This window comes from Lactivibrio alcoholicus (genome assembly GCF_055390895.1).
Window position 1 is genome coordinate 2603360 of record NZ_AP042471.1, and the last position, 25984, is coordinate 2629343.

A 25984-nucleotide genomic window follows, 5' to 3' on the forward strand; every position below is an offset into this window, starting at 1 on the left:
TGTCTCCGGCAAGTCGTCACGAAGCCGGAGGTGTGGTTGGGGGAACGGAGACGTCCGCACGCCGCTCGAGCTTGTTCCATCCGACGAGACCGCCGCGGACGGCCGCGAGACCGGAAGCTATAGCGACGATATAGAGCAGCTGCCTGTAGAAGAAGCGCTGCAGGGCCATCCAGGTGATGAGAGTCCACTGCTCGCGCCGTTCGAGCGCGAAGGCCAGGCAGGCCGAGAGTATTTCCGCGGTCTGGAAGAGCAGGTAGAACGCGATGACCGTGTAAAGCGCCCCGACCGAGTATGTCGAGGGGTGCCGGATTTTGTCCAGAAGTGTCGTCCCGGCGACCCAGAGGGGGATGATGTCCATGACCGGCGATATCAGCGGAAAGAAAATCTGGAAGATCAGAACGTTCGGGATGAGCACGAAGCCCGCGGCGCCATAGCGCGGCCTGAAAAGGATATCCCTGTGCTTCCAGATGACCTGAAGCGTGCCGAAAGTCCATCGGAAGCGCTGTTTCAGAAAGGCCCGGATGGTTTGCGGGGCCTCCGTCCAGGCGACGGCTCGCTCCTCGTATTCGATCCTGTACCCGGCCTTCAGAACGGCAAGCGTGAGATCCGCGTCTTCGGCGAGCGTGTCGGCAGGAAATCCTTCCGATACGGCCAGTGCGTCGCGACGCCATGCCCCGACGGCGCCGGGGACGACGGAGATGCAGTTGAGGACGTCGAATGCCCGGCGGTCGAGGTTCTGACTCGTGATATACTCGAGCGCCTGCCAGCGGGTCAGCAGGTTGACCCTGTTGCCGACCTTCGCATTTCCCGCGACGGCTCCGACACGCGGGTCGTTGAAGCGGTGTACGAGCGCCCCGATCGCGTCGGGAGCGATGACCGTGTCGGCGTCGAGAGTGATGACGATGTCGGCCGTCGTGTGGCGGAGCGCTTCGTTGAGCGCCGCCGCCTTTCCGCCGTTCGGTTTCGTGATCAGCGTCACCCTCGGATCTGTCGCGAAGCGCCCGGCGAGGCGCGCGAAGGTTTCGTCGGTCGATCCGTCGTCCGCGACGATGACCGAAAGATCTCCATAGTCCGATTCGAGCAGTTTTTCGACGGTCCGGCAGATGACCTTTTCCTCGTTGTATGCCGGAATCAGCACGACGACCGACGGCATGGCGGAGGAAGCCGGCGCCGGAGCGCGGAGCTTCTGGGCGATCGCGAGAAGTCCGATGAAGAGCATTCGCGAGAGTCCCAGGAAGATCCCGGCCACGAAAAGTATCCGGAGTCCGAGGTCGAGCCACTGGAAGGTGTTGAAGACCATGTCCGTGCCGAACGCGAGAAAGTGCTCGTTGCTCGTGACGGGAGGCATGACCGCGTCGCGCGGAAGTCGGAGAAGTTCGGAAACGGTCACCGTCCTGTAGCCCAGTTCCTTCAGCCGTCCGATGAGGATCGGAAGCGCTTCGAGCGTCTGGCGCCGGTCTCCGCCGCCGTCGTGAAGGAGGACGACGTTTCCGCGTCCCGCCTCGAGTCCCTCGATCACGGAAGAGACGATGCGTTCCGTTCCGGGGTTCGTCCAGTCTTTCGGGTCGATCTGCATGCCGATCGTATAGTATCCGAGTCCGCTCGCTGTGAGCAGCGGCCTGATCTGGTCCGGCGTGACGGGCTCGACGTCCTCTCCGTAGGGGGGGCGGAAAAGAAGCGATTTGCGCCCGAGCCTGCTCTCGAACAGCCGTTCCGTCGCGTTGAGTTCGAGATTCAGTTCTCCTGCCGTGATCCGGCTGATATCCGGGTGCGTGAACGTGTGGTTTCCGATCTCGCATCCCTGTTCGAGCGCGCGGCGCATCAGCGACGGATACGTATTGCCGTTGGCTCCGATGACGAAGAACGTCGCCCTCGATCCCGTTCGCGAGAGGATATCGAGAATCGCCGGCGTGTATTTCGGATCCGGGCCGTCGTCGAACGTCAGCGCGACCTCACGTTTCTTTCCGCCGCCCCACCGAGTGATCTCGTACGGTGTCGGAAACGAGACGACGCGCTCATCCGAGATCAGCCCGGACTTCCGGTCGTATTCTATCGTCCGGCGCCCTCTCCGCGGACTCGACGTGACGCGCAGCACCTCGCCCTTCCCCTCGTAGTCGAGATCGTAGCCGTAGCGCATCTCCGAAAGGAGGAGCGCGTCTTCGGAGGTTGGAGTCGGCTTTCCGAGAAACCCCCAGATCCCGGGATCCTCCGATCCGAGTCTCCAGAGCGCGAACCCGAGGGGGCGGGATCCCGACGCCGCGACAACCTGATTGAAACAGCTGACGGCGTCCAGAAACCAGACGCGATGGGGCTGGTCGTTCTCGTCGTAATATGAGAACGTCGGATTGCCTGCCGCGCGGTCAAGCCGGATATCGCCCTCGGATTCCCGCGCGACGCGCAGCGCGTCCTGGAAGGAAAGCTCCGTGCCGTGTCCCTTTGCGGGCCAGTCGTATCCGTAGTTGCCCAGGGCGATGACGTATTTGTATGCCGGAAGTTCGGAAAAGCGCTTTTTCAGTCCTTCCTCGAACCAGGATTGCGACGCCAGCGGGCCCGGCTTACCGGTCGTCCAGTGTTCGTCGTACGCCATCAGGACGAGAAAGGCGCAGTGCTTCGCGAGTCCCCTGTAGTCGAACGCAGGGTCATCGAACGGGACGGAACAGGAGACGAGGAGCCCCTCGCTCCTGAAGCGCGCGGCGAGATCTTCGACGAACGAAAGGAAATCCTTGCGGTTTTCCCGGGGAATGGACTCGAAATCGATATTGATCCCCGCAAAGCCGCTCCCGTGGACATAGTCGAACAGCGCCGAAAGAAGACGCGTCCGTTTTGTCCGGTCTCTGAGAATTCCGGCGACCTTCGCTCCTTCCCACTTCTGCGTGTCCGGGCTGAAATTGTTGACCAGGGGAAAGATCCGAAGAGAGGGGTTTGCCTCCGCCACGAGTCGCCGTACGTTCTCCTGAAGCGACGGATCGTTGAGCGATATGCCGCCGTCGTTTTCGGAGAGATGGAGCCACTCGGGGATCAGGATATCGAGTTTCCCCGCGTTCCGGCTCAGGGATGTCAGGCTCGTGTCGTCCCAGTTGACGAAAAAGCCGACGACGAGCGGGTGGTCCCTGCGCGGGAGCGTTTCCGGATACAGCTTCGAAAGGTGCGCCGCCTGCCGCGTCGCGGGAGCTCGGACGTTCCGGGGAAGCTTTCTGACGCGTTCCTTCGCGTCGGTCCGCGCGTGCGGCGAAACGAGAGCGTGAAGCCGCGAAAGCGCGAAGGGGTTCGGAAGCTTGGGGTCGGGGAGGTCGGGGTTCTTCCAGAGACTCCACGCGAAAATGGCAAAGAGACCGATCCCCAGTGCGAACGCGCACCTGAGGAACGCGACGGAACGCTTCCAGCGGCGTTTGTCGGGATCGAAGAAGACTGGCTTTCCGGATTCCGGGATCATTCGGTTCACTCGGCTTTCGGGAGATGTACGGAGAGAATACTACGATTCGGAGCTCCGGAGGAAGAGGAATTTCGGCGGATACCGGAAACGAAACAATTTACCCCCTGAAGAACCGAACGACCCAGGAAACCGCCGCGACGACCGCCGCGGCCAGAACGACAAGGATTCAGGGCGGACAGACGAAGGCGCGAGATGCTCGTTTCATGGCAATCACCCCCAGGGGGTACTATAGCATCAAAGTGTGCTTTCGGGAATCCACAGCGGAAGAATATCCGTTCCCGGGACGCAACGGGCGGATTTCTCCGGAAAAATGGTATGGTATAGTCTGTCCCGAGGGACCATTCTGACGGACTCTGGGGAGGCGCGTATGATCGTCTTCGGTCGGTTTCGGGGGATACTCTGCGTCGTTGCGGCGAGCTTCATCTGGGGAACGATGGGGCCCGCCGGAAAGGCGCTGGCGATGCTCGGGACGGACATGGGAACGGTCGCGTGGTCGCGGGCCGTCTTCATGCTGTCCGGGTTCGGCCTCTGGCTGATTTTCCGCTCGCCGCGGGACTTCCGGATCTCATGGAGGCAGGGGTTCTTTCTGGCGATCTTCGGCCTTTTCGGAACCTACGGGATGTATGCAGGCTTCTTCCGGGCCCTGTCGCATCTCTCCGTCGCGCTGAACGAGGTCGTCATCGCCACATACCCGCTCATGACGGCGGTCGCGGCCGTCTTCATCAACCGCGAGGCCCTCTCGGCGCGAAAGCTCCTTCTCGCGTTCCTGTCCCTCGCCGGAATCCTGATCGCGGTCTTCCCGTCGTTCGTGGACGGCGTCGCGGCCGTATCGGGCATCGGGCTCTTCTGGTCGTTCGCGACGGCCGTCGCGATGGCGAGCTATTCCCTGTTCGGGAGGCTCTCGGCCCAGACGGGCTTCGTCTCCCAGGGGACGCTCCTGTTCTACAGCCAGGTCTTCGGCCTCCTGTGGCTGTCGCTCGACAAGACGATCGCCTCGGGGTGGGGCGATCTGCTTGCGCTTTCCTCCCGTCAGATCTCGCTCATGGTGTATCTCGGTCTTTTCGCGAGCGTCGGCGGGTGGACGCTGTACTTCTTCGGTCTCCGGACGGTTCGGGCGTCGATGGCGAGCATCATCGGCATGAACGAGGTCGTAACGGCGATGGCGATCGCGGCCTTCTGGCTCGGACAGGCGCCGGCGTGGAACGAGATCGTCGGCGCCGGCGTCATCGTTGGCGCCGTGTGCGCCGCATCGCTCGAAGAGACGTCGGAGGCGACGACCTGATCGGCGGAAGGGCTCAGGCGATTCTTCGGATCGGGCGCGCCTGCGACGCGAACAGTTCGTGGACGTTGTCGAAAGGAGTCCGGACGGACAGAAGCGATTCGACCGATATCCCCCAGACCTCGAACGGAAAGGCCGGCGCCGTCAGGTCCTCCCCGAACGGAGAAAGCAGAGCGGCGATGCGTTCCGTCTCCCGTTCGGCCTCCGATGCGAACACGAGCCAGTTGATCTGGTCCTGGTCCTGCGAGTCGCGGTCGACGTAGCCCGGAATGACGGCCCTCCTGAGATACTCCATGACGCGATGCATCCGGCCCGTCGTCGCGAGGAGCGCCTCGACGGACGCGGACCCGGGAGTCCGGAAGCAGAAATACCGGTCCCGGTTCAGGAGTCCCGCAGTATCGTTCGGGTGCGGCGGAAAATGAATATAGTGCTGGATGTCGTACCCGCACAGCATCAGGAGATCGACATCCAGCTCTCCGGCGCGGACGCCTGTTTCGGCGAGCCACGAACGGACATCGTCCGGCGACGGAAAGCCTGTTCGCGCTCCCATTCCCGTATTGGGGAAACGAAGTCTGAACGCCCGTACCCACTCGTTTTTTCCGGCGAGCCATACGGGGCGCCCGCCGGCGAGTCGGACCACGGCGTCGTCGGGCGGCGCCGGAACGTACCGCATCCGCTCGCCGGGGCGGAATTCTCTCGTTCCTCCCTGCTGCACGAAACTTCGCCGGAAGGCGGTCTCGAGCCTGACGCGGAAGACATGCGACCCCGCCTCTCCTGACGGATGTCCGGGTTCGGCTTCGAGGAAGCACTCCGCCGCGAGTCGCCGGAAGGACGAAGCCCCCTCGGGGGTGAGGAACATCGCGTCGTCGTCGCCGGCGAGGACGCCATCGGAAACGAGCGAATCGATTCCGGAGCCGGAGGCCCCTTCCGAGAGCAGAAGGTCACGTGGCCAGAATGGGTGTCCGGAGTCGAAGCGGAGAAGAATCCCGTCGCGGTCCATCGTCGTTTTCCTCTAGTCGAGCCGGTTCTTGAGATGAACGAGAAAGTCCTGGACGTTGGCGACGATCGGGACGACTTCGAGCGACCCCCGATCCCGAAGTTTGTTCACCGCGAATTCGGAAACATCCACGGAATAGATGAAAACGGGGCGTATCCATCCGTCCACGACCGTGAACGCCGGCGTCATGTTTCCGGACGCGATCGTGTGGAGCTGCGTCGCGAGGGCGACGACCGTCGTCGCGCGGCGCAGATGGGTCCGCATCGCATCCTGCGCTTCATAGGCGTTGCCGCAGACTCCGGGAAGCGGCCCGTCGTCGCGGATCGACCCGGCGAGGACGATGGGGAGCTTTCTCCGGAGCGCCGCGCAGATGACGCCGGAAGAGAGTTCGTGGTCCCTGACGAACGCCTCGAGCGATCCCGACCGGCGGGCCCGGTTGATGACCTCGAGATGGTGGTAGTGTCCTCCTCGGACCTGTTCCTGCGTGTAGATGTCCTGACCGAGGGCCGTGCCGAGCATCGCTCCCTCGAGGTCGTGCGTCGCGAGGGCGTTTCCCGCGAGAAGGGCATCGACGTATCCGCGTTCGATCAAGGTCGTCATTGCCTCGCGGGAATCGTAGTCGAAGACGACAGCCGGACCGAGCACCCATACGATCGAACCATGGTCGCGCTCGTAGCGGAGCAGCTCGTACAGCGTGTCGTAGTCCTTGGAATACGCCGTTTCGCGGGATCGACCGGTCCTGAAGCTGAAGATTTCCCCGTCGCACTCCGTGCATTCGAATCCGGTGCAATGGACGCAGATGCCCTCGCTCCCATCCTCGGAACGACCGAGAACGACCCGGTCTCCGGCGCGAAGTCTGCGGAACTCGACGACGTCGACGCTGCCGGAATCGCGGACGACCGGGACGCAGTCCATCCGGCTTTCGGTCGCGAGCGTCCATTCTCCGGAGATCCTGAAGTATTCCGGATAGATGGAAAACGCATGGAACCCTTCGGGAGCGACCCCATCCCGATCCACGACCGCCGTCCGGACATCCGGGGCCGATACGAGCGGCTCCTTCGAAAAATCCGGCGCATTGTACGCGGGAAGCTCGAAACCCATACAAATCCCCTCCGATGTGGCGGCTGTTGCGCCGCGTATCGCATCCCGGACATTATACACTCTTCCGATTTTTCTCCGGATGGAGCGTAATTCGAATTGATATCGCGACTAAAGCGTAGTACAATGTATATGCTATAAGGAAACTAATTTTCAGGAGGGGATAGGGATTGAAAAAGTTCGTGTTCTGCGGACTGATTGGGGCACTGCTTCTGTTTTCCTGCGGGATGGCGCTTGCGGCGGATACGCTGAAGATCGGGTATCTCGCGGCGCTGACGGGCGACTGGGCCGCCTACGGTCAGACGGAGGAAAAGGCCGCGAAGCTCGCGGTCGACGAGATCAACGCAAAGGGCGGCATCCTCGGAAAGAAGCTTGAACTTGTAGTGTACGACTTCCGGACACGGGCGGAAGACGCGGTCAACGCCGTCCGCCGGATGATCGAGCAGGACAAGGTCCTCGCCATCGTGGGCGCGAACGGGAGCGGAATCAATATCGCCACGGCTCCGGTCGTGAACCGGCTCGGTGTTCTCCAGCTCGGCACCGTTTCGACGAACCCGCTGGTCACCGTCGACGAAAAGGGCACAGTCCGCCCATTCTCCTTCCGGATCTGCTTTACAGACCCATACCAGGGCAAGCTCATCGCCTTCTTTGCGGCGAAGGAACTGAAAAAGCTCGATGCGGCGATCCTGTACGACGTCGGCAACGACTATTCGCAGGGGCTCCGGGAATTCTTCATGAAAAGCTTCGGAGAATACGGCGGCAAGGTCGTCGCCGACCTCGGATTCCGGGGCGGCCAGGATGTCGACTTCCGTGCGCAGCTCACCGAGATCCGCGACAAAAAGGCGAATGTCCTCGTGCTTCCGAACATGGGCAAGGAGATGGCCCTGATCATGAAGCAGGCCCGCGAGCTCGGAATGAACGAGATCGTCTTCGTCGGCGGCGACGGATACGGCGAGTTCATGTGGGAGATCGCCGGAAAGGCGATGGAAGGCTCCTACTGGATCAACCACGTTGCGCCCGAAGATCCCGCGATGCAGCCGTTCTTCAAGGCATACAAGGAAAAGTGGAGCGACGACTGCAAGGAATTCGTCAACGGCGTTCTCGGCTACGACTCCATCTACCTCGTCGCCGACGCCATGGCGCGCGCCGGCAAGGCCGATCCGAAGGCCATCGCCGAAGCGCTTGCGGTGACGAAGGATCTGAAGCTCCACCACGCGACGATCACGATGGATCCGAAGACGCACAACCCGCTCGACAAGGACGGCGTCGTCCTGATCGCGAAGGACGGCAAAGGGCAGTACTTCAAGAAAATCAAGCCTTAGGGGAAACAGCGTTAAAGGGGCGGTCTCCTTCGAAGGAGACCGCCCCTTTCGCGTTCCGATATACCCCTCTATACCCCTCAAAAGTCCGTCCTGCGAAATCCCGGTTTTTGTAGTATCATGTTCCTGGTCGCAATGAATCGTTCATTGTGGCTGTAGTTGCAGCATGTTTTCATGCTGAAGCGATGCGCGCCTCAGGGAAGCAGGAAATGCAGTGGAGTCTGGCACCAGGAACAAAAACAGGATAGGGGGGTAATACGTATGGGTGGTTTCAGCAGTATGCGTAAGGTAGCAGGCCTCTTGTGTCTTCTGTTCCTCGTCGCGGTTCCGGCATTCGCAGCGGATACGATCAAGCTCGGCGAGATCGCCACGGTGACGGGCGATTTCGCGGCGTACGGCGTGGCGGAGGTCGAGTCGGTCAAGATAGCGGTCGACGAGATCAACGCGAAGGGCGGCATCCTCGGCAAGAAGATCGAACTCGTCATGTACGACTGCCGCACGAGGCAGGAGGATATGGTCAACGCGGCCCGGCGCCTCGTCGAACAGGACAAGGTCTGCGCCGTCATCGGACCGAGCGGCAGCGGACTCTGTATCGCCGCGTCGTCCGTCTTCAACCGCGGAAAGGTCCCCCATATCGGAACGCTTCCCACGAACCCCCTCGTGACCGTCGACGAGAAGGGCAAGGTCCGCCCGTACAACTTCCGGATCTGCTTCCTCGATCCCTATCAGGGGAAGATGATCGCGAACTTTGCGGCGCTGACGCTCAAGAAGAAGAACGCCGCAGTCCTCTATGACGTCTCCAGCGACTACTCCCAGGGGCTTCGCGAGTTCTTCATCAAGTCGTTCAAGGACTACGGCGGAACCGTTGTGGCCGATGAAGGGCACAGGGGCGAAGACGTCGATTTCCGGGCGCAGCTCACCGTTATCAAGCAGAAGAATCCCGACGTCCTCGTCATTCCGACGATGGGCAAGTGTCTTCCGCTCGCGGTCAAGCAGGCCCGCGAACTCGGAATCACCGTCGAGATCATCGGCGGCGACGGCTATGGCGACTTCATGTGGGAGATCGCCGGCGACGCCATGAAGGACACCTACTGGGTGAGCCACGTCGACAAGGCCGACCCGGCGTTGCAGGGCTTCTTCAAGAAGTACGAGGAGCAGACGAAGACCGAATGCATGGAATTCATGAATGCGGTCATGGCCTACGACTGCGTCTACTGGGTCAAGGACGCGATCGAGCGGGCGGGCAGCGACGACCCCGTGAAAATCCGCGAGGCGCTCGAGAAGACGAAGAACCTGAAGCTCATGCACGCGACGCTGACGATGGACGAGTTCCACAATCCGAAGGACAAGGATGGAATCATCCTCGTCGCGGACATTAAGGCGAAGAAGGCCGTCTTCAGCAAGAAGATCAAGCCGTAGAGGACGGAAAGACCGCGATATCGCGGTTTCTATCAGAAGATCCAGGAACCGGAAGGCCGCTTTCCCAAAGGAAAGCGGCCTTTTTTTGCGCGCAATTCCCGATCCTCAGAGCGCAGGGACGATACCGCCGTTGACAAAGAGGACGCCTGTCATTAGGATATCGTATATCGGATACTATATCGGATCGGATGTCGGGAATGACGCCATTCGCGATGTCCGGCAGACGTCTCGGAGGTGGGGGTTATGAGAAAGTTGCTGTTGCTCCTCGAGGTTGCGTTCGTCTGTGTCGCTTCCGGCGCATGGGCGGATGACGTCATCAAGGTCGGGTATCTCGCCGGAATCACCGGGGATTTCGCCGCATACGGCCAGCCCGAAGTCAATGCGGTCAAACTCGCTGCGGAAGAAATCAACGCGAAGGGCGGAGTCCTCGGGAAAAAGCTCGAGATCGTCATCTACGACTACAAGTCGCGTCCGGAGGACGCCGTCAACGCCGTGCGACGACTCATCGACCACGACAAGGTCGTCGCGATCCTCGGATCTGCGTCCAGCGGAGCGAACATCGCGACCGCTCCCCTCGTGAACCGCGCCGGGATTCCGCAGATCGGAACCCTGTCGACGAACCCGCTCGTGACGGTCGACGAAAAGGGCGCCGTGCGTCCCTACATGTTCCGGATCTGCTTCATCGATCCGTACCAGGGCCGTCTGATCGGGTACTTCGCGGCGAAGGAGCTCGGGAAGAAAAGGGCCGCGATTCTCTACGACGTCGGCAGCGATTATTCGCAGGGCCTTCGCGAATACTTTACGAAGAGCTTCACGGAGTACGGCGGCGCAGTCGTCGCCGACTACGGATTCCGCGGCGGCCAGGATATGGATTTTCGCGCGCAGCTCACGCAGATCAAGGCGAGCGACGCCGAGATCCTCGTGCTTCCGAACATCGGCAAGGATCTCGCGTTGCCGATCAAGCAGGCGAGTGAACTCGGCATGAAGGATATCATCTACGTCGGCGGCGACGGGTACGGCGAGTTCATGGTCGAGATCGCGGGCAAGGCGCTCGACGGATCGTACTGGATGTATCATCTCGCGCGGCAGGATCCGGCGATGAAGTCTTTCTTCGATGCCTACAAGGCGAAGTACAACGACGACTGCCAGGAATTCGCGATCGCCGTCCTCGCGTACGACAGCCTCTACTGGCTCGCCGACGCGATCGCGCGCGCCGGAGCCGCGGAGCCGAAGGCGATCCGCGACGCGCTCGAGGCGACGAAGGAACTGAAACTGCATCACGCGACGCTGACGATGGATCCGAAGACGCACAATCCGCTCGACAAGGACGCGGTCGTGCTGATGGTTCGGGATGGAAAGAGCGTCTTCTTCAAAAAGATCAGACCGCAATAAAAAAAACGGAATTGATTCCTTCGTCACGAACGAATTAGTGATACAATCACCCCGGTCGGGTGTCTTCAAGCCGAGCGGCGGACCGTTCGGTCCGTCGCTCGCTCTTTTATCGACTCCCGTGTGCCGCCCGGCTCCGGAAGCAATGGAAGTGTGTTTTTCTCCGTCTGTACGACCGCAGCGTTTGAAAGAGCTGTTCCGTTCTTTTCCGTTCCACGAGATACGTCTCAGAATCGAACACAGCATGAAGAAAGAGGTGAGCCACGGGTTGGAAACATTTCTGCAGCAGGTCATCAACGGATTGTCTCTGGGGTCTGTCTATGCACTGATAGCGGTTGGTTACAGTCTGGTCTATTCGATACTGCTCTTTTCCAACTTCGCCCACGGAGGATTTCTCGTGGTCGGAGGATATGCGTGTTACGCAGCGCTGAAGGCGCTCGGAGCGAACATCTGGATCGCGAGCGCGATGTCCCTCGTTGGGGCGGGAATCGTCGCGGTCATGACGGAACGCCTCGCGTACAAACCGATACGGGAACGCACGAACGTCACGCTCTATCTCCTCATCGCCTCCATGGGCATGAGCATCGTCATCGAAAACCTCTTCGTCATCTTCGTCGGAGGCCGTTTCCGGGCGCTGCCCCCGGTCATTCCGACGAGCCCCGTCAGCCTCTTCGGCCTCGCGACGACCAGCGCGTTCGATCTTCTGTCGCTCGTCGCCTCGGTCGTCTTCCTCGGAGCGCTCCAGATCTTCCTGCTCCGCACGAAATGGGGCCTCGCGATCCGCGCGGCCGCATACGACCTCAGGACCGCGGGACTCATGGGAGTCAACGTGAATCTTCTCGTCTCGATCGTCTTCTTCGTCGCGGGCGCGCTGGCGGCCGTCGGCGGCATCTTCCTCTCCGTGCGCTACACGCTGTATCCGCAGCTCGGAGGCATCACGATCAAGGCGTTCGTCGCGGCCGTCATCGGCGGTCTCGGAAGCCTTCCGGGAGCGGTCGTGGGGAGCATCATCCTCGGACTCGCAGAGATGCTCACGGCCGGTTTCATCTCGAGCCAGCTGAGGGATCTCGTCGTCTTTTCGCTCCTCGTCATCACGCTGCTCGTGAAGCCGTCGGGACTCTTCGGCAAGAACGTCAGCGAAAAGGTCTAGGGTGATCCCCATGTCCGGATATACCGAAGGAATCATCATCCTGCTCTGCATCAACGCGATCGCGGGAATCGGCGTCTCGCTTCTCACGGGCTTCACGGGAGTGTTCTCGCTCGGACACGCGGCATACATGGCCCTCGGCGCGTACACGACCGCGATCCTGACCGTTCAGTACTCGGTCCACTGGTTCCCGGCGATCGTAGCCGGGGGAGTCATGGCGATGATCGTCGCGTACTTCATCGGAGTGCCGACGCTCAAACTCATGGGCGACTACTTCGCCATCGCGTCGCTCGGACTCGGCGAGGCGATCCGCCTGATCCTCGAGAACTGGCAGTCCGTCACGCGAGGCGCGCGCGGCTACCCCGGGATCGACCCGTACACGACGCTTCCGGTGGCCGTCGGAGCCTTTCTGATCCTGACGCTCTTCATGTTCAACTTCATCAACAGCCGGTACGGACGCGCGTGCAAGGCATGCCGCGATGACTACATCGCCGCGTCGCTCCTCGGCTTCAACACGGCGAACATCCGCGTCCTCGCGCTCGTGATCTCGGCGTTCTACTGCGGAGTCGCCGGAGCGCTTCTCGGCGGCTTTCTCTCGTTCATCCAGCCCGTCATGTTCGACATGATGAAATCCACGGAGCTGACGGCGGTCGTCGTCTTCGGCGGATTGGGATCCATGAGCGGAACCCTGATCGGAACGGTCGTCATCACGCTCGTCACGGAGCTGTTCCGTCCGATCTCCCAGTACCGGATGCTCATCTACGGCGCCGTCCTCGTCGTCATCATGGTCCTGAGGCCCGAGGGCATCCTCGGCAACCGCGAACTTCCGTCGTTCTTCCGGCGGCTCGTACGGAGGGATTCCTGATGGCAGCGATCATCGAACTCGCGAACATCACGAAGACATTCGGAGGCGTCCGGGCGGTCGACGCGATCTCGTTCTCGGTGGAGCCGGGCGAACTCATGGGACTCATCGGTCCGAACGGCGCCGGCAAAACGACCGTATTCAACCTGATCACGGGCGTCTACGACCCCGATCAGGGGAACATCGTGTTCGACGGCGTCGACATCACACCGCTCAGAGCCTACGAAGTCATCCGCAGGGGCATCGCGCGGACGTTCCAGAACCTGCGTCTCTTCCAGCGCTCGACGGTCCTCGAAAACGTCATGACGGCGGCGCAGAACGGCTTCCCGTACGCCTTCTGGGAGGGAGTCACGCACCTCGGCCGGTGGCGCGGGACCGAGCGGAAGATCCGCGAGCGGAGCATGGAGCTTCTCGATCGGGTCGGACTCGCGGACCGGGCGCTTCAGGACGCGGGAACGCTTCCCTACGGCTACCAGCGACGGCTCGAAATCGCCCGCGCGCTTTCGCTCGCCCCGAAGCTCCTGCTGCTCGACGAACCGGCGGCGGGAATGAATCCCGAAGAGGTCTTCGCGCTCAACGACCTCATAACGGGCATTCACCGCGACTTCGGGCTGACGATCATCGTGATCGAGCATCACATGGACCTCGTGATGGAAATATGCCCGCACATCGTCTGCATGAACTTCGGCGCGAAGATCGCCGAAGGCGGTCCGGAAGAGATCCAGCGACAGCCGGAGGTTCTGAAGGCCTATCTCGGGGATGAGGAGGAAACGGCATGACGGAAGAACGCACACCGCTCCTCGAGGTCACGGACCTGAAGGTGAGCTACGGGGCCATCGCGGCGCTCCGGGGTGTCGCCCTGAAGGTGTACGAGGGGGAAATCGTCTGCGTCATCGGCTCGAACGGAGCGGGGAAGTCGACGCTCATGAACGCGATCATCGGACAGGTTTCCCGGGAGGCCGGAGATATCAGGATACAGGGAGCGCCACTCGAAAGGCGCAACTACCAGGTTGTCCGGCAGGGGGTTTCTCTCGTTCCTGAAGGACGGCGGATCTTCGCGCCGCTCACGGTCGTCGAGAACCTCACGATGGGGGCGTTCCCTCGCACGGACCGCTCGAAGATCGGAGAGGACCTCGAGTGGGTCTACACGCTCTTCCCGCGCCTCAGGGAGCGCTCGTCGCAATACGCGGGGACGCTCTCCGGCGGGGAACAGCAGATGCTCGCCATCGCGCGGGCGCTCATGTCGCGGCCCCGTCTCCTGCTGCTCGACGAGCCGTCGCTCGGACTCGCGCCGATCATCATCAAGGATATCTTCAGAGAGCTCCGGCGGATCAACGATGAGAAGGTCACGATCCTTCTCGTGGAGCAGAACGCCCGTCAGGCGCTGCTGCTGTCGCACCGGGGGTACGTCCTCCAGACTGGACGCGTCGTTCTCGAGGGAGACGCGAAAGACCTCCTCGTGAATCCGGAGGTCACCGCCGCCTACCTCGGAACGGGCGCCGCCCGTTCCGCGAAAAAAGCCTAGTACGGAGAAACGGAAAACGAAGGGGGCCTCGATTGTACGGGGCCCCCTTCGTTTTTTTACAGAATATCCGTCGTGTCCTTGCCGCGGAGCTTCGCCTTGATCAGCGCGTCGGTCACGCGCCCCATCGCAGTCTCCACGGTGTCGTCGGCTTCGATCTGCGTCACGCCGACGCTCGATCGCAAATTGCAGGCCGCGGGGACTTCGTGTTCCGCGATGAGATCCTTGAGCTTCTCCGCGAGCTGCATCGAATGCTCCCCATCGACGGGCGCGAGAATCGCGAAACTGTCCCCGTCCCACCGAGCGAGGGAATCCGACGTCCGGATATACCCGCCGATGATCCGCGCGACGAGCTTGAGAAGGCTGTCGCCCGCGGCGTAGCCGTACTTCCGGTTGATCTTCTCGAACCCGTCGAGATCGAGGAGCAGGACGGAAACAATGGTATCGTAGCGTCGCACCTTCAGGATCTCCCGGCCAAGGATATCCTCGAAATACTGCCGGTTGAGTACGCCTGTCAGCTGGTCCGTTGTGGCGGTCCTGAAGAGATCTTCCTGGATGCCGCCGATCTGCTCGTGCAGCTTCCGGTGCTGCCCTTCGAGCGTTTCCAGTTCGAAAATGCGCTTCCGGAGAGCTTCAAGTTCCTTCAGGAGCTCCTCGTTGGTCTTGCCGGCGGCGTCGGTCATTCCGCGAACCCTCCTAGTATGCCTCCGCGGTGACTGTGTTCGCCGAGATCCCCTGTATCCGGATCTGGAGTCCGGTTCTCGAGAGAAGCCCCGCGAAGGTCTTCGGCGAGTCGAGGCTCTTGAGTTCGATCGTCGCCGTTCCGCCCTCGTAGCCCGTCATCCTGGCCTCTGAGACGCGGGATGTGTGCTGAACGGCCGAGAGAATTTCGTTTGCCTGCGAAAACGACGATATCCCGGTCACGACGAGCCTGATCGCCCCGGCCGGGCCGACGGGACCGGAGTCAGAACCGACGCCTCCCGCGCTTCCTTCGCCGCTGATGATGTTCCGGGCCATCGTCTGCGCCGCGGCTGCGAGCGCCTTTTCACGGGCCTCGTCGGGCGTGTAGCCGACCTCTTTGGCCATGATCGTGTCGGAGAAAATGTATTTCCCGTTCGCCGTCGAGTACGCCTGCACCGAAATGTTCGCCGTCGCCGTGTAGAGCTGGAATTCGTTGAGCCTCGGCTCGTGCATCGACGCCTGTCCGCGGAGCAGGATCTTTACGTTGTAGGATTTTCCGAGCTGCATGATGGCTTCCGCGTTTCCCTGAAGAGCCATTGCGGCCGCCTTGCTTCGTTTGATCTTCTCGAGCTGAGCCTCGTTGACTACGGGGTATCCGCTCGCGAGGAGTTCCCGTTTCACGATCGACTCAGCCGCTCCGATTCCCTTCCCGGGAGTGTACAGGTCGCGCGTCGATTCGTAGATGACGACCGCGATCGTCTTGCCGGTCGGAATGGCCGCCGCGTACAGGCTTCCCGTTGCGACGAGCAGAAAGAGTCCCGTCAGAACACAGAAAAACGTGTGTCGGATCCGGATATCCATGAGGCGTCTCCCTCCTTCGGTTATCGTTACTCCCCGAGTTTCAGCGCGTCCGGTTTCCCGAAATACGGCTCTACCTTGTCTCCGCGGCGGACCGTGGCTCCCCTCACGATCTCGCAGACGGAATACTTCGGCTTTGCCTCGCGGATGACGAGAAGCGCCGTGTAGATCTTTTCGACGTCGAGAATCTCTCCCTTGAGCCCCTTGACGACATCCCCCTCGCGGAAGACCGCGTAATACTGTCCGGGCTTCGCGCCGCCGTTCGTTTCGCCGACGTCGATGAGGACCCTCGCGCCGGCCTCGATCACGTTGAACGAAGCCGAGCCCGCCCCGCTCGCCGCCGCGATTCCCCGAAGCTTCTGAACGACGTTCTGAACGGCCTTGTACGTCGCCGCCCCGAGAATGCCGCCGGTTTTGCCGGTTCCGAAGACCGCCCAGTTGTACGCGACGCCTCCCATTGTCTGGTTCGCCGCCCCCCGTTCGCGAGCGACCATCGTGACCTCTCCCGTCTGTGCGTTGATCACGCGGACGTCGAGCGTGACGTACGCCGTATGCGACCCGACCGCGACACCTCCGAACGGAAGCGGAACCACGCCGCCGCCCGTTTCGGACTTGTATTCCGTTATGGATCCCGTCATGAGGGCGTCGACGCCGAGAAGGCGGCCGACCTGAACCGCCGTGTTCGTATCGACGAGGCCGGACGCGCCGAGCGCCTGTTCGCGGCCGATCGCGTCGAGCCGGGAACGTTCGACGACGGTGAAGAGCCCCGTATTGAAGATCTCGGTCGTCATCATGTCAGTGATCGCCGCGGCAGGAGCTCCGGAACCTGCGTTGTCCTGGAACTGGAGAATGGCGATCCGCGTTTTCGCCTCCGCCGGAATGCCGAAGCACACCAATGCGCAGCAAAGAACCGAAAGGACTGCAGCAGCCCTGAAACCGACAGAACGATGATTCATTGAGGTGACACCTCCCCTAACGGATAGCCCCCTTTCCGGGAGCATCGTCAACGCCATTACTTTATCGGTTCGGATGCGCTTTTTCAACGGAATTCTGTCGATCCCAGAAGTATCTTGAACGCATCGGACCGATCCGGTACGCCGGGGAAGATCGAGTCTCCGCAATATACTTGACAAAATTAGTAAGAAATAGTATCGTACCTGCGTGCGAGGAGAGGAGGCGAGACGATGAAGCTCTCCACAAAAACGCGATACGGGCTTCGGGCGCTGATCGAGCTGTGCTCCAGGTACGACGGAGAAACGGCGGTTCCGATCGGCGATATCGCCCGAAGGCAGGGCCTTTCGGAGACGTATCTCGAGCAGCTCTTTCAGAAACTCCGGAAGAGCGGCATCGTGAAAAGCGTTCGCGGAGCCCAGGGGGGCTACATTCTCGGGCGGCCCCCGGGCGAGATTTCCGCAGCCTCGATCGTCGAAGCGCTCGAGGGGAACATCGTATTCTCCGAGTGCCTCGAAGGAACGGGATGCGACAAAAGTCCGGAATGCCCGACGAGACGGCTCTGGTCGAAGATCAAGACGAACATCGATTCGATCCTCGAGGGGACGACGCTCGAAGATCTTGCGGAAGATCAGGAGCTGGTCCATTTCCAGGGAACCCCGTGTACGGGCGGGGTATGCGAAACGCTTTCGGAAGGGAAGGATGATGCATGACGAAACACGTGTATCTCGATTATGCGGCGACGACGTTCACGCACCCGAAAGTCGTCGAGGCGATGCTCCCGTATTTTACGGAATCCTTCGGGAATCCGTCCTCGATCTACTCCTTTTCCGACCGGAACCGGACGGCGATCCGGAAGTCGCGGGAACAGGTCGCGCGGGTTCTCGACTGCTCGCCGGATGAGATCTTCTTCACGAGCAGCGGCACCGAGGCGGACAACTGGGCGCTCCAGGGCGTCGCGTGGGCGAACGAGAAGAAGGGAAAGCGGATCATCACGACGAAGATCGAGCACCACGCCGTGCTGCATACGGGGCAGTTCCTCGCGGAACGTGGATTCGACGTCGTCTATCTCGATGTCGACGCGGAGGGCCGGATCAGCCTCGAAGATCTGAAGCAGGCGATGACGAAGGAAACGATCCTCGTCTCCGTCATGTTCGCGAACAACGAGATCGGGACGATCCAGCCGATCGCGGAGATCGGCGAGCTGTGCAGGGAGCTGGGCGTTATCTTCCACACCGACGCCGTACAGGCGACGGCCCACGTTCCGATCGACGTTCAGAAGATGAAGATCGACCTCCTCTCGATGTCGGCCCACAAATTCTACGGACCCAAGGGAGTCGGCGTCCTCTACGTCCGCAAGGGGACGAAGATCGGCTCCTATATGCATGGCGGCGGACAGGAGAAGGGCAGACGCGCCTCGACCGAGAACGTCGCGGGGATCGTCGGTCTCGGAGCGGCGATCGAACTCGCCGCCTCGCGCATGGACGAAGAGGCGCGGCGCGTCTCCGCCCTCAGGGACCGGCTCATCTCGGGCGTCATGGAACGTATCCCGCACTCGAAGCTGAACGGCGCGAGCGGCGACGGCAGACTGCCGAACAACGCGAATTTCAGCCTCATCGGCGTCGAGGGCGAGACGTTGCTCATGGACCTCAACGCGGCCGGAATCTCCGCGTCGACGGGCAGCGCGTGCTCCTCGGGGTCTCTCGATCCGTCGCACGTCCTCATGGCCATCGGACTGTCGCACGAACTCGCCCACGGGTCGCTGCGGATGACGCTCGGAGAGACGACGACGCAGGAAGACATCGACTCCGTGATCGACACGCTCACGGAGATCGTCGGGCGGAGACGGGCGATGTCGCCGCTCTGGGAAGACTATCTCGCGGGTCTGAAGCGCTAGATAAAGGAGAGACGAAAATCATGTACAGCCAGACCGTTATGGAACATTTCACGAACCCTCGGAACGTCGGCGAAATTGCCGACGCGGACGGTGTCGGGCAGGTCGGAAACCCCAAATGCGGGGATATCATGAAAATCTATATCAAGGTGATGGATAACGTCATCTCCGATATCAAGTTCAAGACGTTCGGATGCGCCTCGGCCATCGCGTCCTCGAGCATGGCGACCGAGCTCGTTCTCGGGAGGACCCTCGAAGATGCGTGGAAGCTCACGAACACGGCGGTCGCGGAAGCGCTCGACGGTCTGCCGCCGATCAAGATGCACTGCTCGGTTCTCGCCGAGGAATGCATCCACGCCGCGATAAACGACTACCGCCGGAAGCGCGGCCTCGAGCCGTGGGCCGACAAGTCCCACGACGAACTTGTCGAAGAACACAGCCATCACCACCATTGAGCGGAGAATGACGACGCAGCGGAACGACGAGCGGGTCCGATGCCCCTGGCCGGGCACGGACCCGCTTTATGTGCGGTATCACGATGAGGAATGGGGCGTTCCCGTTCACGACGACCGGAAGCTCTTCGAGTTCCTGACGCTCGAAGGCGCCCAGGCGGGACTGAGCTGGATCACGATCCTGCGGAAACGCGCCGCATACGCCCGGGCTTTCGACGATTTCGACCCGGAACGCGTCGCGTCCTATGATGACACGGACGTCGCCCGACTTCTGTCCGACACCGGGATTGTCCGGAATGCGGCGAAGATCCGCTCCGCGATCGGAAACGCGCGGGCGTTCCTTCGTGTCCGGGAGGAGTTCGGCTCGTTCGCCGCGTATATGTGGCGCTTCGTCGACGGTGATCCGATCGTCAACGAATGGGCCGCCGTTTCGCAGATCCCCGCGTCGACGCCGCTCTCTGAGGCGATGAGCCGGGATCTCAGAAAACGCGACTTCTCGTTCATCGGGCCGACGGTGTGCTATTCACACATGCAGGCGGTCGGAATGGTCAACGACCACATCGTTTCGTGCTTCCGATTCGCGGAACTCACGAGACGGCCCGTCGTCCCTTCGGAAATCTCTCGTATTCCAGAGAGTCGATGATCTCCCTGAGGGCCCGGGCGACGAGCCAGACCTCTTCGAAGGTCGAATACATCGCGACGGGAGCGATCCGGATGACGCGGTCCGGGCGGAAATCCGGGATGATTCCGCGCGTTTTCAGAGCCTCGCAGATCCGGAGCGCCTCGCGCGGATGTTCGACGGCGACGTGCCCGCCCCGTCGCGAGGCGTCGCGAGGCGTCGAATACGAATAGTCGTACGGCGGCTTCGAGAGTTCCGCGTCGATGAGGTCCATGAGATACCCTGTGAGTTCGATGGATTTTTTGCGGATCCCGTCGATTCCGGCCTCCGCGAACATCCTGAGAGACCCTTCGACGGCCGCGGCGGACATCATGTGCGGCGTCCCGAGCTGCCACGCGCCGGCCGTCGGCTGCGGATCGAACTCGAGGGCCATGTCGAACTGCCGTTCCTTGCGGAACCCGAACCACCCGGCGAGCCCGGGAGTCCGTCCGAAGTGTCGCTCGTTCACATAGAGGAATGCGGGCGCTCCCGGTCCTCCGTTGAGGTGCTTGTACGAGCAGAAGAAGGCGAAGTCGGTCCCCCAGTCGTCGAAGCGGTGCGGCACGGAGCCGATGGAATGGCTGCAGTCGAATCCGATCGGGATGCCGCGTTCGCGCGCCGCGCGCGTGAGTCGTTCCATGTCGAGGAGCTGTCCGCTGCGATACAGGACGGAAGGAAGCAGGACGAGCGCGATGGAGTCGTCCATCAGATCGATGATTGCGTCCTCGTCGAGCGTATGCCCGTCGCGGCTTTTCGCGAGGATGAGGTTTTCGGGGGAGCCTCCGTGGAGCGAAATCTGGCTTGAGAGGGCGTAGAGATCCGAGGGGAAGTTCTGTTCGTCCGCGAGGATCCTTTTTCTCGTTCCCTGCGGCCGGTAGAACGTCGCGACGAGAACGTGAAGATTCGCCGTCGTCGATCCGGCGAGGACGACCTCCTCCGCTTTCGCTCCGATGAGCGGAGAAACGAGTTCTCCCGCATGTTCGGGAAACGTGAACCACGCAGGCTTCGCATCGAGCCAGCCGCCGATTCCGAGGGTTTTCCACTCTTCGAGAACCCTGAGAATGCACGCTTCTGCGTCACGGGACGCAAGCCCGAGAGAATTTCCGTCCATATAAATGCACCCGTCAGGGACGTAGAACCGTTCCCTGAAATGCCGAAGAGGATCGTCCCGGTCTTTCCGTATCGCCCATTCCCGTGTCGTGTCCATTATCCGTCAGCCCCCCTAATGTATGATATTCGATAACAGTATACATCATGAGAAGCTGCTGGGGGGCAGGAAGCTTCAGTGTCCATCGCTTCTTCCGGCTTTTTCCGCAGTGCGTGCAGTGGTGCGGAAAAGGCCGGAGAAGCGCGGAACGTGATCACCGAAATGTCCGGAATACGGCTATCTGTGACCTTCGAAGGGGCCGCGCCACGTGGAGTCCAGTGGCTGGGAGACATCGGGCGCGTCGATGCGGCGGAAGAACGTGACGCCCTCGAAAGGTCCGCGCCAGGCCCCGGAGAACATATCTTCCAGGTGCCGGTCGTCGCGACGGAAATAGGAATACATATTTGTCAGATTCTCGAATTCTTTCTGTCCCATGGTGTCACATCTCCTTTTCGGTATAAGAACTTCAGTATGAGAACGACGGGGCTTTCCTCCGTTTTCTTCATCTTTGCTGCGCTGTGTGGCTGCAGAAGTTCACGCATCACCTCCCAGAAAAAAAAAGAGCCGGGACCGCTTTCGGCGGTCCCGGCTCCCGGTTTCAGGTATACGGCTCAATCGCCGGACCCGAAATCGAGGGGACCGCCGTAGCCGATAATAACGAGGACGAGGAGAAGGCTGCTCGTAACGGATGATATCGTTGCTCTCATGATGATCCCCTCCTTCTGTCCGAAAATTTTAAATACATAGCTTTCAGCATATTGCGTAGGATGATAGACCCGTTCCGGACACTTGTCAAGCGGTTACGGAATTCTTGTTTTGTCGGAAAGCGATAATGGTCATCCGAAGGGCGCGCCGGAGCAATAGCCCTGACGGCATTCGATTCCGGTGTCCCGCGCGATGCGGTGAATCGCGATGGGAATGCATGGAATGATACTCGTGGAGGCGAGTGCCGCGAGAATGGCTCCGTACGTAAATCTCTCGCCGCCGAACGCCGGCTTTCCGGAGAGAATGGACGGCCGTTCCGTTTCCCGAGGGGTCGGTATGTCTCGATTTTCCAGGGTATCGTCGCCAACTCGTTATCGCCTCATGGATCCGGAAGCGCCGACGATCAGAAGGGAGTGTACCAGAAAGAGCAAAAGGCATGAAGATGCCGACGTCGTTCAGGAAAAGCTGTGGTACCTTAATCCGAAAGATGCGGAACGCATCGCTTTCGTTCCGCGGGGAGGGGATGAGCGAATGGGTTTTGCGGACATCATCGGACCGGTCATGATCGGTCCCTCGTCGAGCCATACCGCCGGGGCTGCGCGACTCGCGCGGCTGGCGTCGGCCTGCTGGGGAAACGAACCTTTGCGGGAAGTCGTCGTGTTTCTCCGCGGCAGCTTCGCGTTTACGAGCCGGGGGCACGGGACGGACAAGGCTATCGTCGCGGGGTTGCTCGGAATGATGCCGGACGATCCCGGAATCAGGGACGCGCTCGGGATAGCCGCGGAGAGGGGATTCCCGTACCGTTTCGACAGGGACGAGATCGAGGGGGTACATCCGAACTCCGCCCGATTCCTGTTCACGGGGTGCGACGGTCGAACGCTCGAAGCGGTCGGCGCGTCCGTCGGAGGCGGCGCCGTCGAACTGCAGGAGATCGACGGCTTTCGGATGCAGATCACGGGGGAGTTTCCGACGTTCGTCACCTTTCACAGGGACACGCACGGCGTCGTTGCGGCGGTGGCCGCCCTGATGGCGGACCGCAGGATCAACATCGCGTCGTTGACGCTCCACAGGAAGGCACGAGGCGGGCTCGCGTCCCTCGTCGCCGAAATCGACCACCCCGGAGCGCCGGACGAAACCCTTCGCGACGCGGTTGCGGCAGCGCATCCCGCGATTCTGCGGGTGGTCGAACTTTGCACGTCGGGAGGGAACTGACGATGAGATCGATTTCGGAAATACTGTCCGCGTGTTCGGAATCCGGATGCCGCTTCTCGATGCAGGCTCTCCGGATTGAATCCGCGGAATCCGGAGCGCCCGAGGAAACGATCCTGGCGCGCCTCGCTTCGCGACTCGACGATATGGAGCTCTCCGTCAGGGAATCGCTCGCGAATCGGTGGCGGGGGCATATCGTTCCCGCCGAGGCGCAGCTCCTCTCTTCGGTCGAGGGGACGACGCTTTCCGGAGATTTCATCCTTCGTGCGAGCCGGATCGCGATGGCCGTGGCCACGTACAACGCAGCGATGGGGCGGATCGTCGCCGCACCGACGGCCGGAAGCTGCGGCATTCTGCCCGGAGTCCTCTTCGCGTTCCGGGACCTTCGCGACGCGACGCGGGAAACGCTGCTTCGCGGGCTCGTAACGGCGGCGGCGGTCGGTGAGGTCGTCGCCGCCCGCGCGACGCTCGCCGGAGCTTCCGGCGGGTGTCAGGCCGAATGCGGCGCTGCGGCGGCGATGGGGGCCGCTGCCCTTGTCGAAATGCGCGATGGAACGCCGGAGGCCGTCGCACACGCCGTCGCGCTGACCTTCAAGTCGATCCTCGGACTCGTCTGCGACCCCGTCGGTGGTCTTGTGGAGTCTCCATGCATCAAGCGGAATGCGCTTCTTGTGGCGCCAAGCATCCTCGCCTCGGATCTCGCGCTTGCGGGGGTCCGTTCGCTTCTTCCCGCGGACGAGGTCATCGACGCGATGGGTGACGTCGGGCGGGCACTTCCCGAGTCGTTACGGGAAACGGCAAAGGGAGGGCTTGCGGTTACGCCGACCGCCAAGGAACTCGTGCGGCATTTTTCGTTGTAGGCGTGAGCCGGAAGTCGACTGAGGGGAGACCGGCTTGTCCGGACTCCCCTCAACGAAACTCTGCGCCGTCTTCTGATCGACTATGGGTTCCGCGACAGAAAAAATGACGGGAGCGAATACTGGGTCGGAAGGTGAACGACGAGCGTCCGGGCGCACCGGCGTCAGGAAGCGCCGCCGCGCCTCCTTCCCGTGAGGCGGGAGTCTTTCCGGTTCGCCTTCGCCGCTTCCCTTCCCCGATATTCGTTCCGCTTTCTGGACGGTGTCTTTTCCCTCGTCCTCCTTCGGGTGGTATCATTCTTGAAATCGGATCGTTTCACTTTTTCGATAATCAGGGAGGTGGTCTTGAGAATGGAGCCGGTGAACACCATCGTGCTGCGGCACATCGAAAGCGTCATGAACGAACAGGGGTATCGCGTCTTTACGACGGAGGATGGAAAGATCCTCGCGATGGACGATTCCTATCAGGTCCGTTTCAAGTTCGATCCGATGTTCACGGACAACGATTTCAGCTGTCAGGTTCTTGCATGGACCGAAAACGGTCTCCGTATCCGCGAGAGTTTCAATATCTCGTGGACCAATGGAGAGGCGATCAGGAAGTTTATCGAGTACATCAAGAACCTCTGAAGGGCGAAGAGATCGCCGGAACGGAAGATGAGCGGGATTTTCGCTCGTCAGGACGGATCTTCACGCACCATCGCTACGCTTGCGGGCGTCCTTTTTCGGAGGGGAAGGCGGATTCTCGGAAACGAAGCCGGGAGGGAAAACGAATGAATGAAGAAAGCGTGTCGTGTACAGACGGAGACGAAACGACGGATGGCAGGGAAGCCGGTTCGCCGGCGAAGCTCAGGAACGATGCGGAACGGATCGCCAGGTCGGCGATCGACGAATGTCTCCCCGAGGCCGCTGTCCGGCGCGCGCTCGACGGCAGGTCCTTCCCGGGACGGGTCGTCCTCGTCTCGGTCGGAAAGGCCGCGTGGCGAATGGCCGACGCGGCGCTCGGACTTCTCGGCGACAGGATCGCGCGGGGCGTCGTCGTCACGAAGTACGGGCATTCCGGGGGAGCGCTCCGCGACTTCGACATCATCGAAGCCGGGCATCCCGTTCCGGACGGCAATTCACTCAAAGGGGCCGAAGCGTCACTCGAAGCCGTGAGAAACCTCGACGAACGGGATACGGTTCTGTTCCTCGTCTCGGGAGGCGGTTCTGCCCTCTTCGAATGTCCTCTCCCCGGCGTGAGTCTCGCGGATCTCGAGAACGTCACGAGGCGGCTTCTCGAATCCGGCGCCGACATCCGCGAAATCAACACGATCCGGAAGCGGCTCTCTTCGGTAAAGGCCGGACGTTTCGCGCTGGCCGCCCGTCCCGCGCACGTTCTGACGCTTGCCCTCTCGGACGTCCTCGGCGACAGGACCGACACGATCGCGTCAGGTCCAACCGCCCCGGACGGTACGACCTCGGACGAGGCGTTCCGCATCCTTTCGGGGTATGGAATTGTCATTCCGGAGTCCCTTTCCGGGCGTCTTTCGATTGAAACGCCGAAGGTACTCCCGAAAAGCGAATACGTCGTGGTCGGCAGCGTTCGCACGCTCTGCGACCACGCCGCGGAGAAGGCGGCGGAACTGGGGTACCGCGTCGTCGTTCTGACGACGTCGTTGAATTGCGAAGCCCGTGAAGCAGCCCGTTTTCTCGCGTCGATCGCACGCGAGGAACTTTCGGCGGACCGTCCCGCCGAATGCCCGTGCGCGGTGATCGCGGGCGGAGAGACCGTCGTTCGCGTCACCGGAAGGGGACTAGGCGGACGGAACCAGGAGATCGCACTCTCGGCGGCCTGTTCGCTTGACGGAATCCGTGGGGCTGTCCTGCTCTCGGTCGGATCCGACGGTTCAGACGGCCCGACTGACGCTGCGGGCGGAATCGCGGACTGGAATACGGCGGCACGGATCCGGACGGCCGGCGGAGACCCGGAGGCGTTTCTGCGGGACAACGATTCGTATCATGCGCTCGATCTCGCCGGAGACCTTCTGAAGACGGGCCCTACGGGAACGAACGTCAACGATCTCGCGATCGTTCTGTGCGATCGGTCCTGGTGATGCAACGCGGAATT

General features: G+C 61.5%; 25 protein-coding genes. 17 read left to right on the forward strand and 8 right to left on the reverse strand.

Annotated elements, in window-relative coordinates:
• Nucleotides 1-16 precede the first annotated feature (16 nt).
• Entirely contained in the window at nucleotides 17-3433 is a 3417-nt protein-coding gene (locus ACZ5IU_RS11930; protein WP_464417590.1) for a glycosyltransferase, read from the reverse strand.
• Nucleotides 3434-3800: 367 nt separating this feature from the next.
• On the opposite strand from ACZ5IU_RS11930, the gene ACZ5IU_RS11935 reads away from it, so the two are divergent.
• Nucleotides 3801-4715: a DMT family transporter gene (locus tag ACZ5IU_RS11935; RefSeq protein ID WP_464417592.1), complete on the forward strand. Its 915-nt coding sequence runs from the start codon at nucleotides 3801-3803 to the stop codon at nucleotides 4713-4715.
• Between the two features lie 13 nt (nucleotides 4716-4728).
• Here ACZ5IU_RS11935 and ACZ5IU_RS11940 read toward each other — a convergent pair whose 3' ends face one another.
• Both ACZ5IU_RS11940 and ACZ5IU_RS11945 read right to left on the reverse strand, forming a co-directional pair.
• Nucleotides 4729-5712: a hypothetical protein gene (locus ACZ5IU_RS11940; protein WP_464417594.1), complete on the reverse strand. Its 984-nt coding sequence runs from the start codon at nucleotides 5710-5712 to the stop codon at nucleotides 4729-4731.
• A gap of 12 nt (nucleotides 5713-5724) precedes the next feature.
• Complete coding sequence (locus ACZ5IU_RS11945; protein WP_464417596.1) at nucleotides 5725-6810, reverse strand: putative NPN-dependent ornithine cyclodeaminase; 1086 nt, start codon at nucleotides 6808-6810, stop codon at nucleotides 5725-5727.
• A gap of 224 nt (nucleotides 6811-7034) precedes the next feature.
• Between ACZ5IU_RS11945 and ACZ5IU_RS11950 the strand changes: the two genes are divergently transcribed.
• The 7 genes from ACZ5IU_RS11950 to ACZ5IU_RS11980 all read left to right on the forward strand — a co-directional run bounded on the left by ACZ5IU_RS11950 (nucleotide 7035) and on the right by ACZ5IU_RS11980 (nucleotide 14468).
• The gene (locus ACZ5IU_RS11950; protein WP_464421913.1) at nucleotides 7035-8129 is read left to right on the forward strand and encodes an ABC transporter substrate-binding protein; all 1095 of its coding nucleotides are present in this window, start codon (nucleotides 7035-7037) and stop codon (nucleotides 8127-8129) included.
• Between the two features lie 276 nt (nucleotides 8130-8405).
• Nucleotides 8406-9545 carry an ABC transporter substrate-binding protein gene (locus tag ACZ5IU_RS11955; RefSeq protein WP_464417598.1) on the forward strand — a complete coding sequence of 380 codons (1140 nt, stop codon included), beginning with the start codon at nucleotides 8406-8408 and terminating at the stop codon, nucleotides 9543-9545.
• Nucleotides 9546-9788: 243 nt separating this feature from the next.
• On the forward strand, nucleotides 9789-10937 hold the full coding sequence (locus tag ACZ5IU_RS11960) for an ABC transporter substrate-binding protein (RefSeq protein ID WP_464417600.1): 1149 nt from the start codon (nucleotides 9789-9791) through the stop codon (nucleotides 10935-10937).
• Nucleotides 10938-11202: 265 nt separating this feature from the next.
• Nucleotides 11203-12084: a branched-chain amino acid ABC transporter permease gene (locus tag ACZ5IU_RS11965; protein ID WP_464417602.1), complete on the forward strand. Its 882-nt coding sequence runs from the start codon at nucleotides 11203-11205 to the stop codon at nucleotides 12082-12084.
• A 10-nt stretch (nucleotides 12085-12094) separates the two neighbouring features.
• Complete coding sequence (locus ACZ5IU_RS11970) at nucleotides 12095-12946, forward strand: branched-chain amino acid ABC transporter permease (protein ID WP_464417604.1); 852 nt, start codon at nucleotides 12095-12097, stop codon at nucleotides 12944-12946.
• Nucleotides 12946-13722 (forward strand): ABC transporter ATP-binding protein, encoded by a 777-nt coding sequence (locus tag ACZ5IU_RS11975; RefSeq protein ID WP_464417606.1) that lies wholly within the window; start codon nucleotides 12946-12948, stop codon nucleotides 13720-13722. Before ACZ5IU_RS11970 ends, ACZ5IU_RS11975 begins: the two co-directional genes overlap by 1 nt.
• Entirely contained in the window at nucleotides 13719-14468 is a 750-nt protein-coding gene (locus tag ACZ5IU_RS11980) for an ABC transporter ATP-binding protein (RefSeq protein ID WP_464417608.1), read from the forward strand. The genes ACZ5IU_RS11975 and ACZ5IU_RS11980 overlap by 4 nt, the downstream gene beginning before the upstream one ends.
• A 56-nt stretch (nucleotides 14469-14524) precedes the next feature.
• Here ACZ5IU_RS11980 and ACZ5IU_RS11985 read toward each other — a convergent pair whose 3' ends face one another.
• The 3 genes from ACZ5IU_RS11985 to ACZ5IU_RS11995 are packed head-to-tail and all read right to left on the reverse strand — an operon-like array spanning nucleotide 14525 to nucleotide 16960.
• On the reverse strand, nucleotides 14525-15148 hold the full coding sequence (locus ACZ5IU_RS11985; RefSeq protein WP_464417610.1) for a GGDEF domain-containing protein: 624 nt from the start codon (nucleotides 15146-15148) through the stop codon (nucleotides 14525-14527).
• A 13-nt stretch (nucleotides 15149-15161) separates the two neighbouring features.
• The gene (locus tag ACZ5IU_RS11990) at nucleotides 15162-16007 is read right to left on the reverse strand and encodes a hypothetical protein (RefSeq protein ID WP_464417612.1); all 846 of its coding nucleotides are present in this window, start codon (nucleotides 16005-16007) and stop codon (nucleotides 15162-15164) included.
• 26 nt (nucleotides 16008-16033) lie between these two features.
• Nucleotides 16034-16960 carry a CsgG/HfaB family protein gene (locus ACZ5IU_RS11995; protein WP_464417614.1) on the reverse strand — a complete coding sequence of 309 codons (927 nt, stop codon included), beginning with the start codon at nucleotides 16958-16960 and terminating at the stop codon, nucleotides 16034-16036.
• A gap of 228 nt (nucleotides 16961-17188) precedes the next feature.
• Between ACZ5IU_RS11995 and ACZ5IU_RS12000 the strand changes: the two genes are divergently transcribed.
• The 4 genes from ACZ5IU_RS12000 to ACZ5IU_RS12015 are packed head-to-tail and all read left to right on the forward strand — an operon-like array spanning nucleotide 17189 to nucleotide 19944.
• Nucleotides 17189-17668 carry an RrF2 family transcriptional regulator gene (locus ACZ5IU_RS12000; protein ID WP_464417616.1) on the forward strand — a complete coding sequence of 160 codons (480 nt, stop codon included), beginning with the start codon at nucleotides 17189-17191 and terminating at the stop codon, nucleotides 17666-17668.
• On the forward strand, nucleotides 17665-18852 hold the full coding sequence (gene nifS, locus ACZ5IU_RS12005; protein WP_464417618.1) for a cysteine desulfurase NifS: 1188 nt from the start codon (nucleotides 17665-17667) through the stop codon (nucleotides 18850-18852). Before ACZ5IU_RS12000 ends, nifS begins: the two co-directional genes overlap by 4 nt.
• A gap of 20 nt (nucleotides 18853-18872) precedes the next feature.
• On the forward strand, nucleotides 18873-19304 hold the full coding sequence (gene nifU, locus ACZ5IU_RS12010; protein WP_464417620.1) for a Fe-S cluster assembly scaffold protein NifU: 432 nt from the start codon (nucleotides 18873-18875) through the stop codon (nucleotides 19302-19304).
• A 7-nt stretch (nucleotides 19305-19311) separates the two neighbouring features.
• Nucleotides 19312-19944, forward strand: coding sequence for a DNA-3-methyladenine glycosylase I (locus tag ACZ5IU_RS12015; RefSeq protein ID WP_464417622.1), 633 nt, complete (start codon nucleotides 19312-19314; stop codon nucleotides 19942-19944).
• Here the strand turns inward: ACZ5IU_RS12015 and kynU are convergent.
• Nucleotides 19889-21166, reverse strand: a complete 1278-nt coding sequence (gene kynU / locus ACZ5IU_RS12020; RefSeq protein WP_464417624.1) for a kynureninase — start codon at nucleotides 21164-21166, stop codon at nucleotides 19889-19891. The genes ACZ5IU_RS12015 and kynU overlap by 56 nt on opposite strands.
• Nucleotides 21167-21343: 177 nt before the next feature.
• Nucleotides 21344-21541 carry a hypothetical protein gene (locus ACZ5IU_RS12025; protein WP_464417626.1) on the reverse strand — a complete coding sequence of 66 codons (198 nt, stop codon included), beginning with the start codon at nucleotides 21539-21541 and terminating at the stop codon, nucleotides 21344-21346.
• A gap of 801 nt (nucleotides 21542-22342) precedes the next feature.
• Here ACZ5IU_RS12025 and sdaAB point away from each other — a divergent pair.
• The 5 genes from sdaAB (at nucleotide 22343) to ACZ5IU_RS12050 (ending at nucleotide 25970) form a co-directional block, all read left to right on the forward strand.
• Nucleotides 22343-23023 carry an L-serine ammonia-lyase, iron-sulfur-dependent subunit beta gene (sdaAB, locus tag ACZ5IU_RS12030; protein ID WP_464417628.1) on the forward strand — a complete coding sequence of 227 codons (681 nt, stop codon included), beginning with the start codon at nucleotides 22343-22345 and terminating at the stop codon, nucleotides 23021-23023.
• Between the two features lie 2 nt (nucleotides 23024-23025).
• Nucleotides 23026-23880 (forward strand): L-serine ammonia-lyase, iron-sulfur-dependent, subunit alpha, encoded by an 855-nt coding sequence (sdaAA, locus tag ACZ5IU_RS12035; protein ID WP_464417630.1) that lies wholly within the window; start codon nucleotides 23026-23028, stop codon nucleotides 23878-23880.
• Between the two features lie 75 nt (nucleotides 23881-23955).
• The gene (locus tag ACZ5IU_RS12040) at nucleotides 23956-24015 is read left to right on the forward strand and encodes a hypothetical protein (RefSeq protein WP_464421916.1); all 60 of its coding nucleotides are present in this window, start codon (nucleotides 23956-23958) and stop codon (nucleotides 24013-24015) included.
• Between the two features lie 213 nt (nucleotides 24016-24228).
• Nucleotides 24229-24504 carry a hypothetical protein gene (locus ACZ5IU_RS12045; protein ID WP_464417632.1) on the forward strand — a complete coding sequence of 92 codons (276 nt, stop codon included), beginning with the start codon at nucleotides 24229-24231 and terminating at the stop codon, nucleotides 24502-24504.
• Between the two features lie 143 nt (nucleotides 24505-24647).
• Nucleotides 24648-25970, forward strand: a complete 1323-nt coding sequence (locus ACZ5IU_RS12050; protein WP_464417634.1) for a glycerate kinase type-2 family protein — start codon at nucleotides 24648-24650, stop codon at nucleotides 25968-25970.
• The last annotated feature ends 14 nt before the right edge of the window (nucleotides 25971-25984 follow it).

Excerpts from the sequence above, each read along its gene's own strand:
- ACZ5IU_RS11930 (WP_464417590.1), bottom strand. The coding sequence starts at position 3,433 with ATGATCCCGGAATCCGGAAAGCCAGTCTTCTTCGATCCCGACAAACGC.
- ACZ5IU_RS11935 (WP_464417592.1), top strand. The coding sequence starts at position 3,801 with ATGATCGTCTTCGGTCGGTTTCGGGGGATACTCTGCGTCGTTGCGGCG.
- ACZ5IU_RS11940 (WP_464417594.1), bottom strand. The coding sequence starts at position 5,712 with ATGGACCGCGACGGGATTCTTCTCCGCTTCGACTCCGGACACCCATTC.
- ACZ5IU_RS11945 (WP_464417596.1), bottom strand. The coding sequence starts at position 6,810 with ATGGGTTTCGAGCTTCCCGCGTACAATGCGCCGGATTTTTCGAAGGAG.
- ACZ5IU_RS11950 (WP_464421913.1), top strand. The coding sequence starts at position 7,035 with ATGGCGCTTGCGGCGGATACGCTGAAGATCGGGTATCTCGCGGCGCTG.
- ACZ5IU_RS11955 (WP_464417598.1), top strand. The coding sequence starts at position 8,406 with ATGCGTAAGGTAGCAGGCCTCTTGTGTCTTCTGTTCCTCGTCGCGGTT.
- ACZ5IU_RS11960 (WP_464417600.1), top strand. The coding sequence starts at position 9,789 with ATGAGAAAGTTGCTGTTGCTCCTCGAGGTTGCGTTCGTCTGTGTCGCT.
- ACZ5IU_RS11970 (WP_464417604.1), top strand. The coding sequence starts at position 12,095 with ATGTCCGGATATACCGAAGGAATCATCATCCTGCTCTGCATCAACGCG.
- ACZ5IU_RS11975 (WP_464417606.1), top strand. The coding sequence starts at position 12,946 with ATGGCAGCGATCATCGAACTCGCGAACATCACGAAGACATTCGGAGGC.
- ACZ5IU_RS11980 (WP_464417608.1), top strand. The coding sequence starts at position 13,719 with ATGACGGAAGAACGCACACCGCTCCTCGAGGTCACGGACCTGAAGGTG.
- ACZ5IU_RS11985 (WP_464417610.1), bottom strand. The coding sequence starts at position 15,148 with ATGACCGACGCCGCCGGCAAGACCAACGAGGAGCTCCTGAAGGAACTT.
- ACZ5IU_RS11990 (WP_464417612.1), bottom strand. The coding sequence starts at position 16,007 with ATGGATATCCGGATCCGACACACGTTTTTCTGTGTTCTGACGGGACTC.
- ACZ5IU_RS11995 (WP_464417614.1), bottom strand. The coding sequence starts at position 16,960 with ATGAATCATCGTTCTGTCGGTTTCAGGGCTGCTGCAGTCCTTTCGGTT.
- ACZ5IU_RS12000 (WP_464417616.1), top strand. The coding sequence starts at position 17,189 with ATGAAGCTCTCCACAAAAACGCGATACGGGCTTCGGGCGCTGATCGAG.
- nifS (WP_464417618.1), top strand. The coding sequence starts at position 17,665 with ATGACGAAACACGTGTATCTCGATTATGCGGCGACGACGTTCACGCAC.
- nifU (WP_464417620.1), top strand. The coding sequence starts at position 18,873 with ATGTACAGCCAGACCGTTATGGAACATTTCACGAACCCTCGGAACGTC.
- ACZ5IU_RS12015 (WP_464417622.1), top strand. The coding sequence starts at position 19,312 with ATGACGACGCAGCGGAACGACGAGCGGGTCCGATGCCCCTGGCCGGGC.
- kynU (WP_464417624.1), bottom strand. The coding sequence starts at position 21,166 with ATGGACACGACACGGGAATGGGCGATACGGAAAGACCGGGACGATCCT.
- ACZ5IU_RS12025 (WP_464417626.1), bottom strand. The coding sequence starts at position 21,541 with ATGGGACAGAAAGAATTCGAGAATCTGACAAATATGTATTCCTATTTC.
- sdaAB (WP_464417628.1), top strand. The coding sequence starts at position 22,343 with ATGGGTTTTGCGGACATCATCGGACCGGTCATGATCGGTCCCTCGTCG.
- sdaAA (WP_464417630.1), top strand. The coding sequence starts at position 23,026 with ATGAGATCGATTTCGGAAATACTGTCCGCGTGTTCGGAATCCGGATGC.
- ACZ5IU_RS12045 (WP_464417632.1), top strand. The coding sequence starts at position 24,229 with ATGGAGCCGGTGAACACCATCGTGCTGCGGCACATCGAAAGCGTCATG.
- ACZ5IU_RS12050 (WP_464417634.1), top strand. The coding sequence starts at position 24,648 with ATGAATGAAGAAAGCGTGTCGTGTACAGACGGAGACGAAACGACGGAT.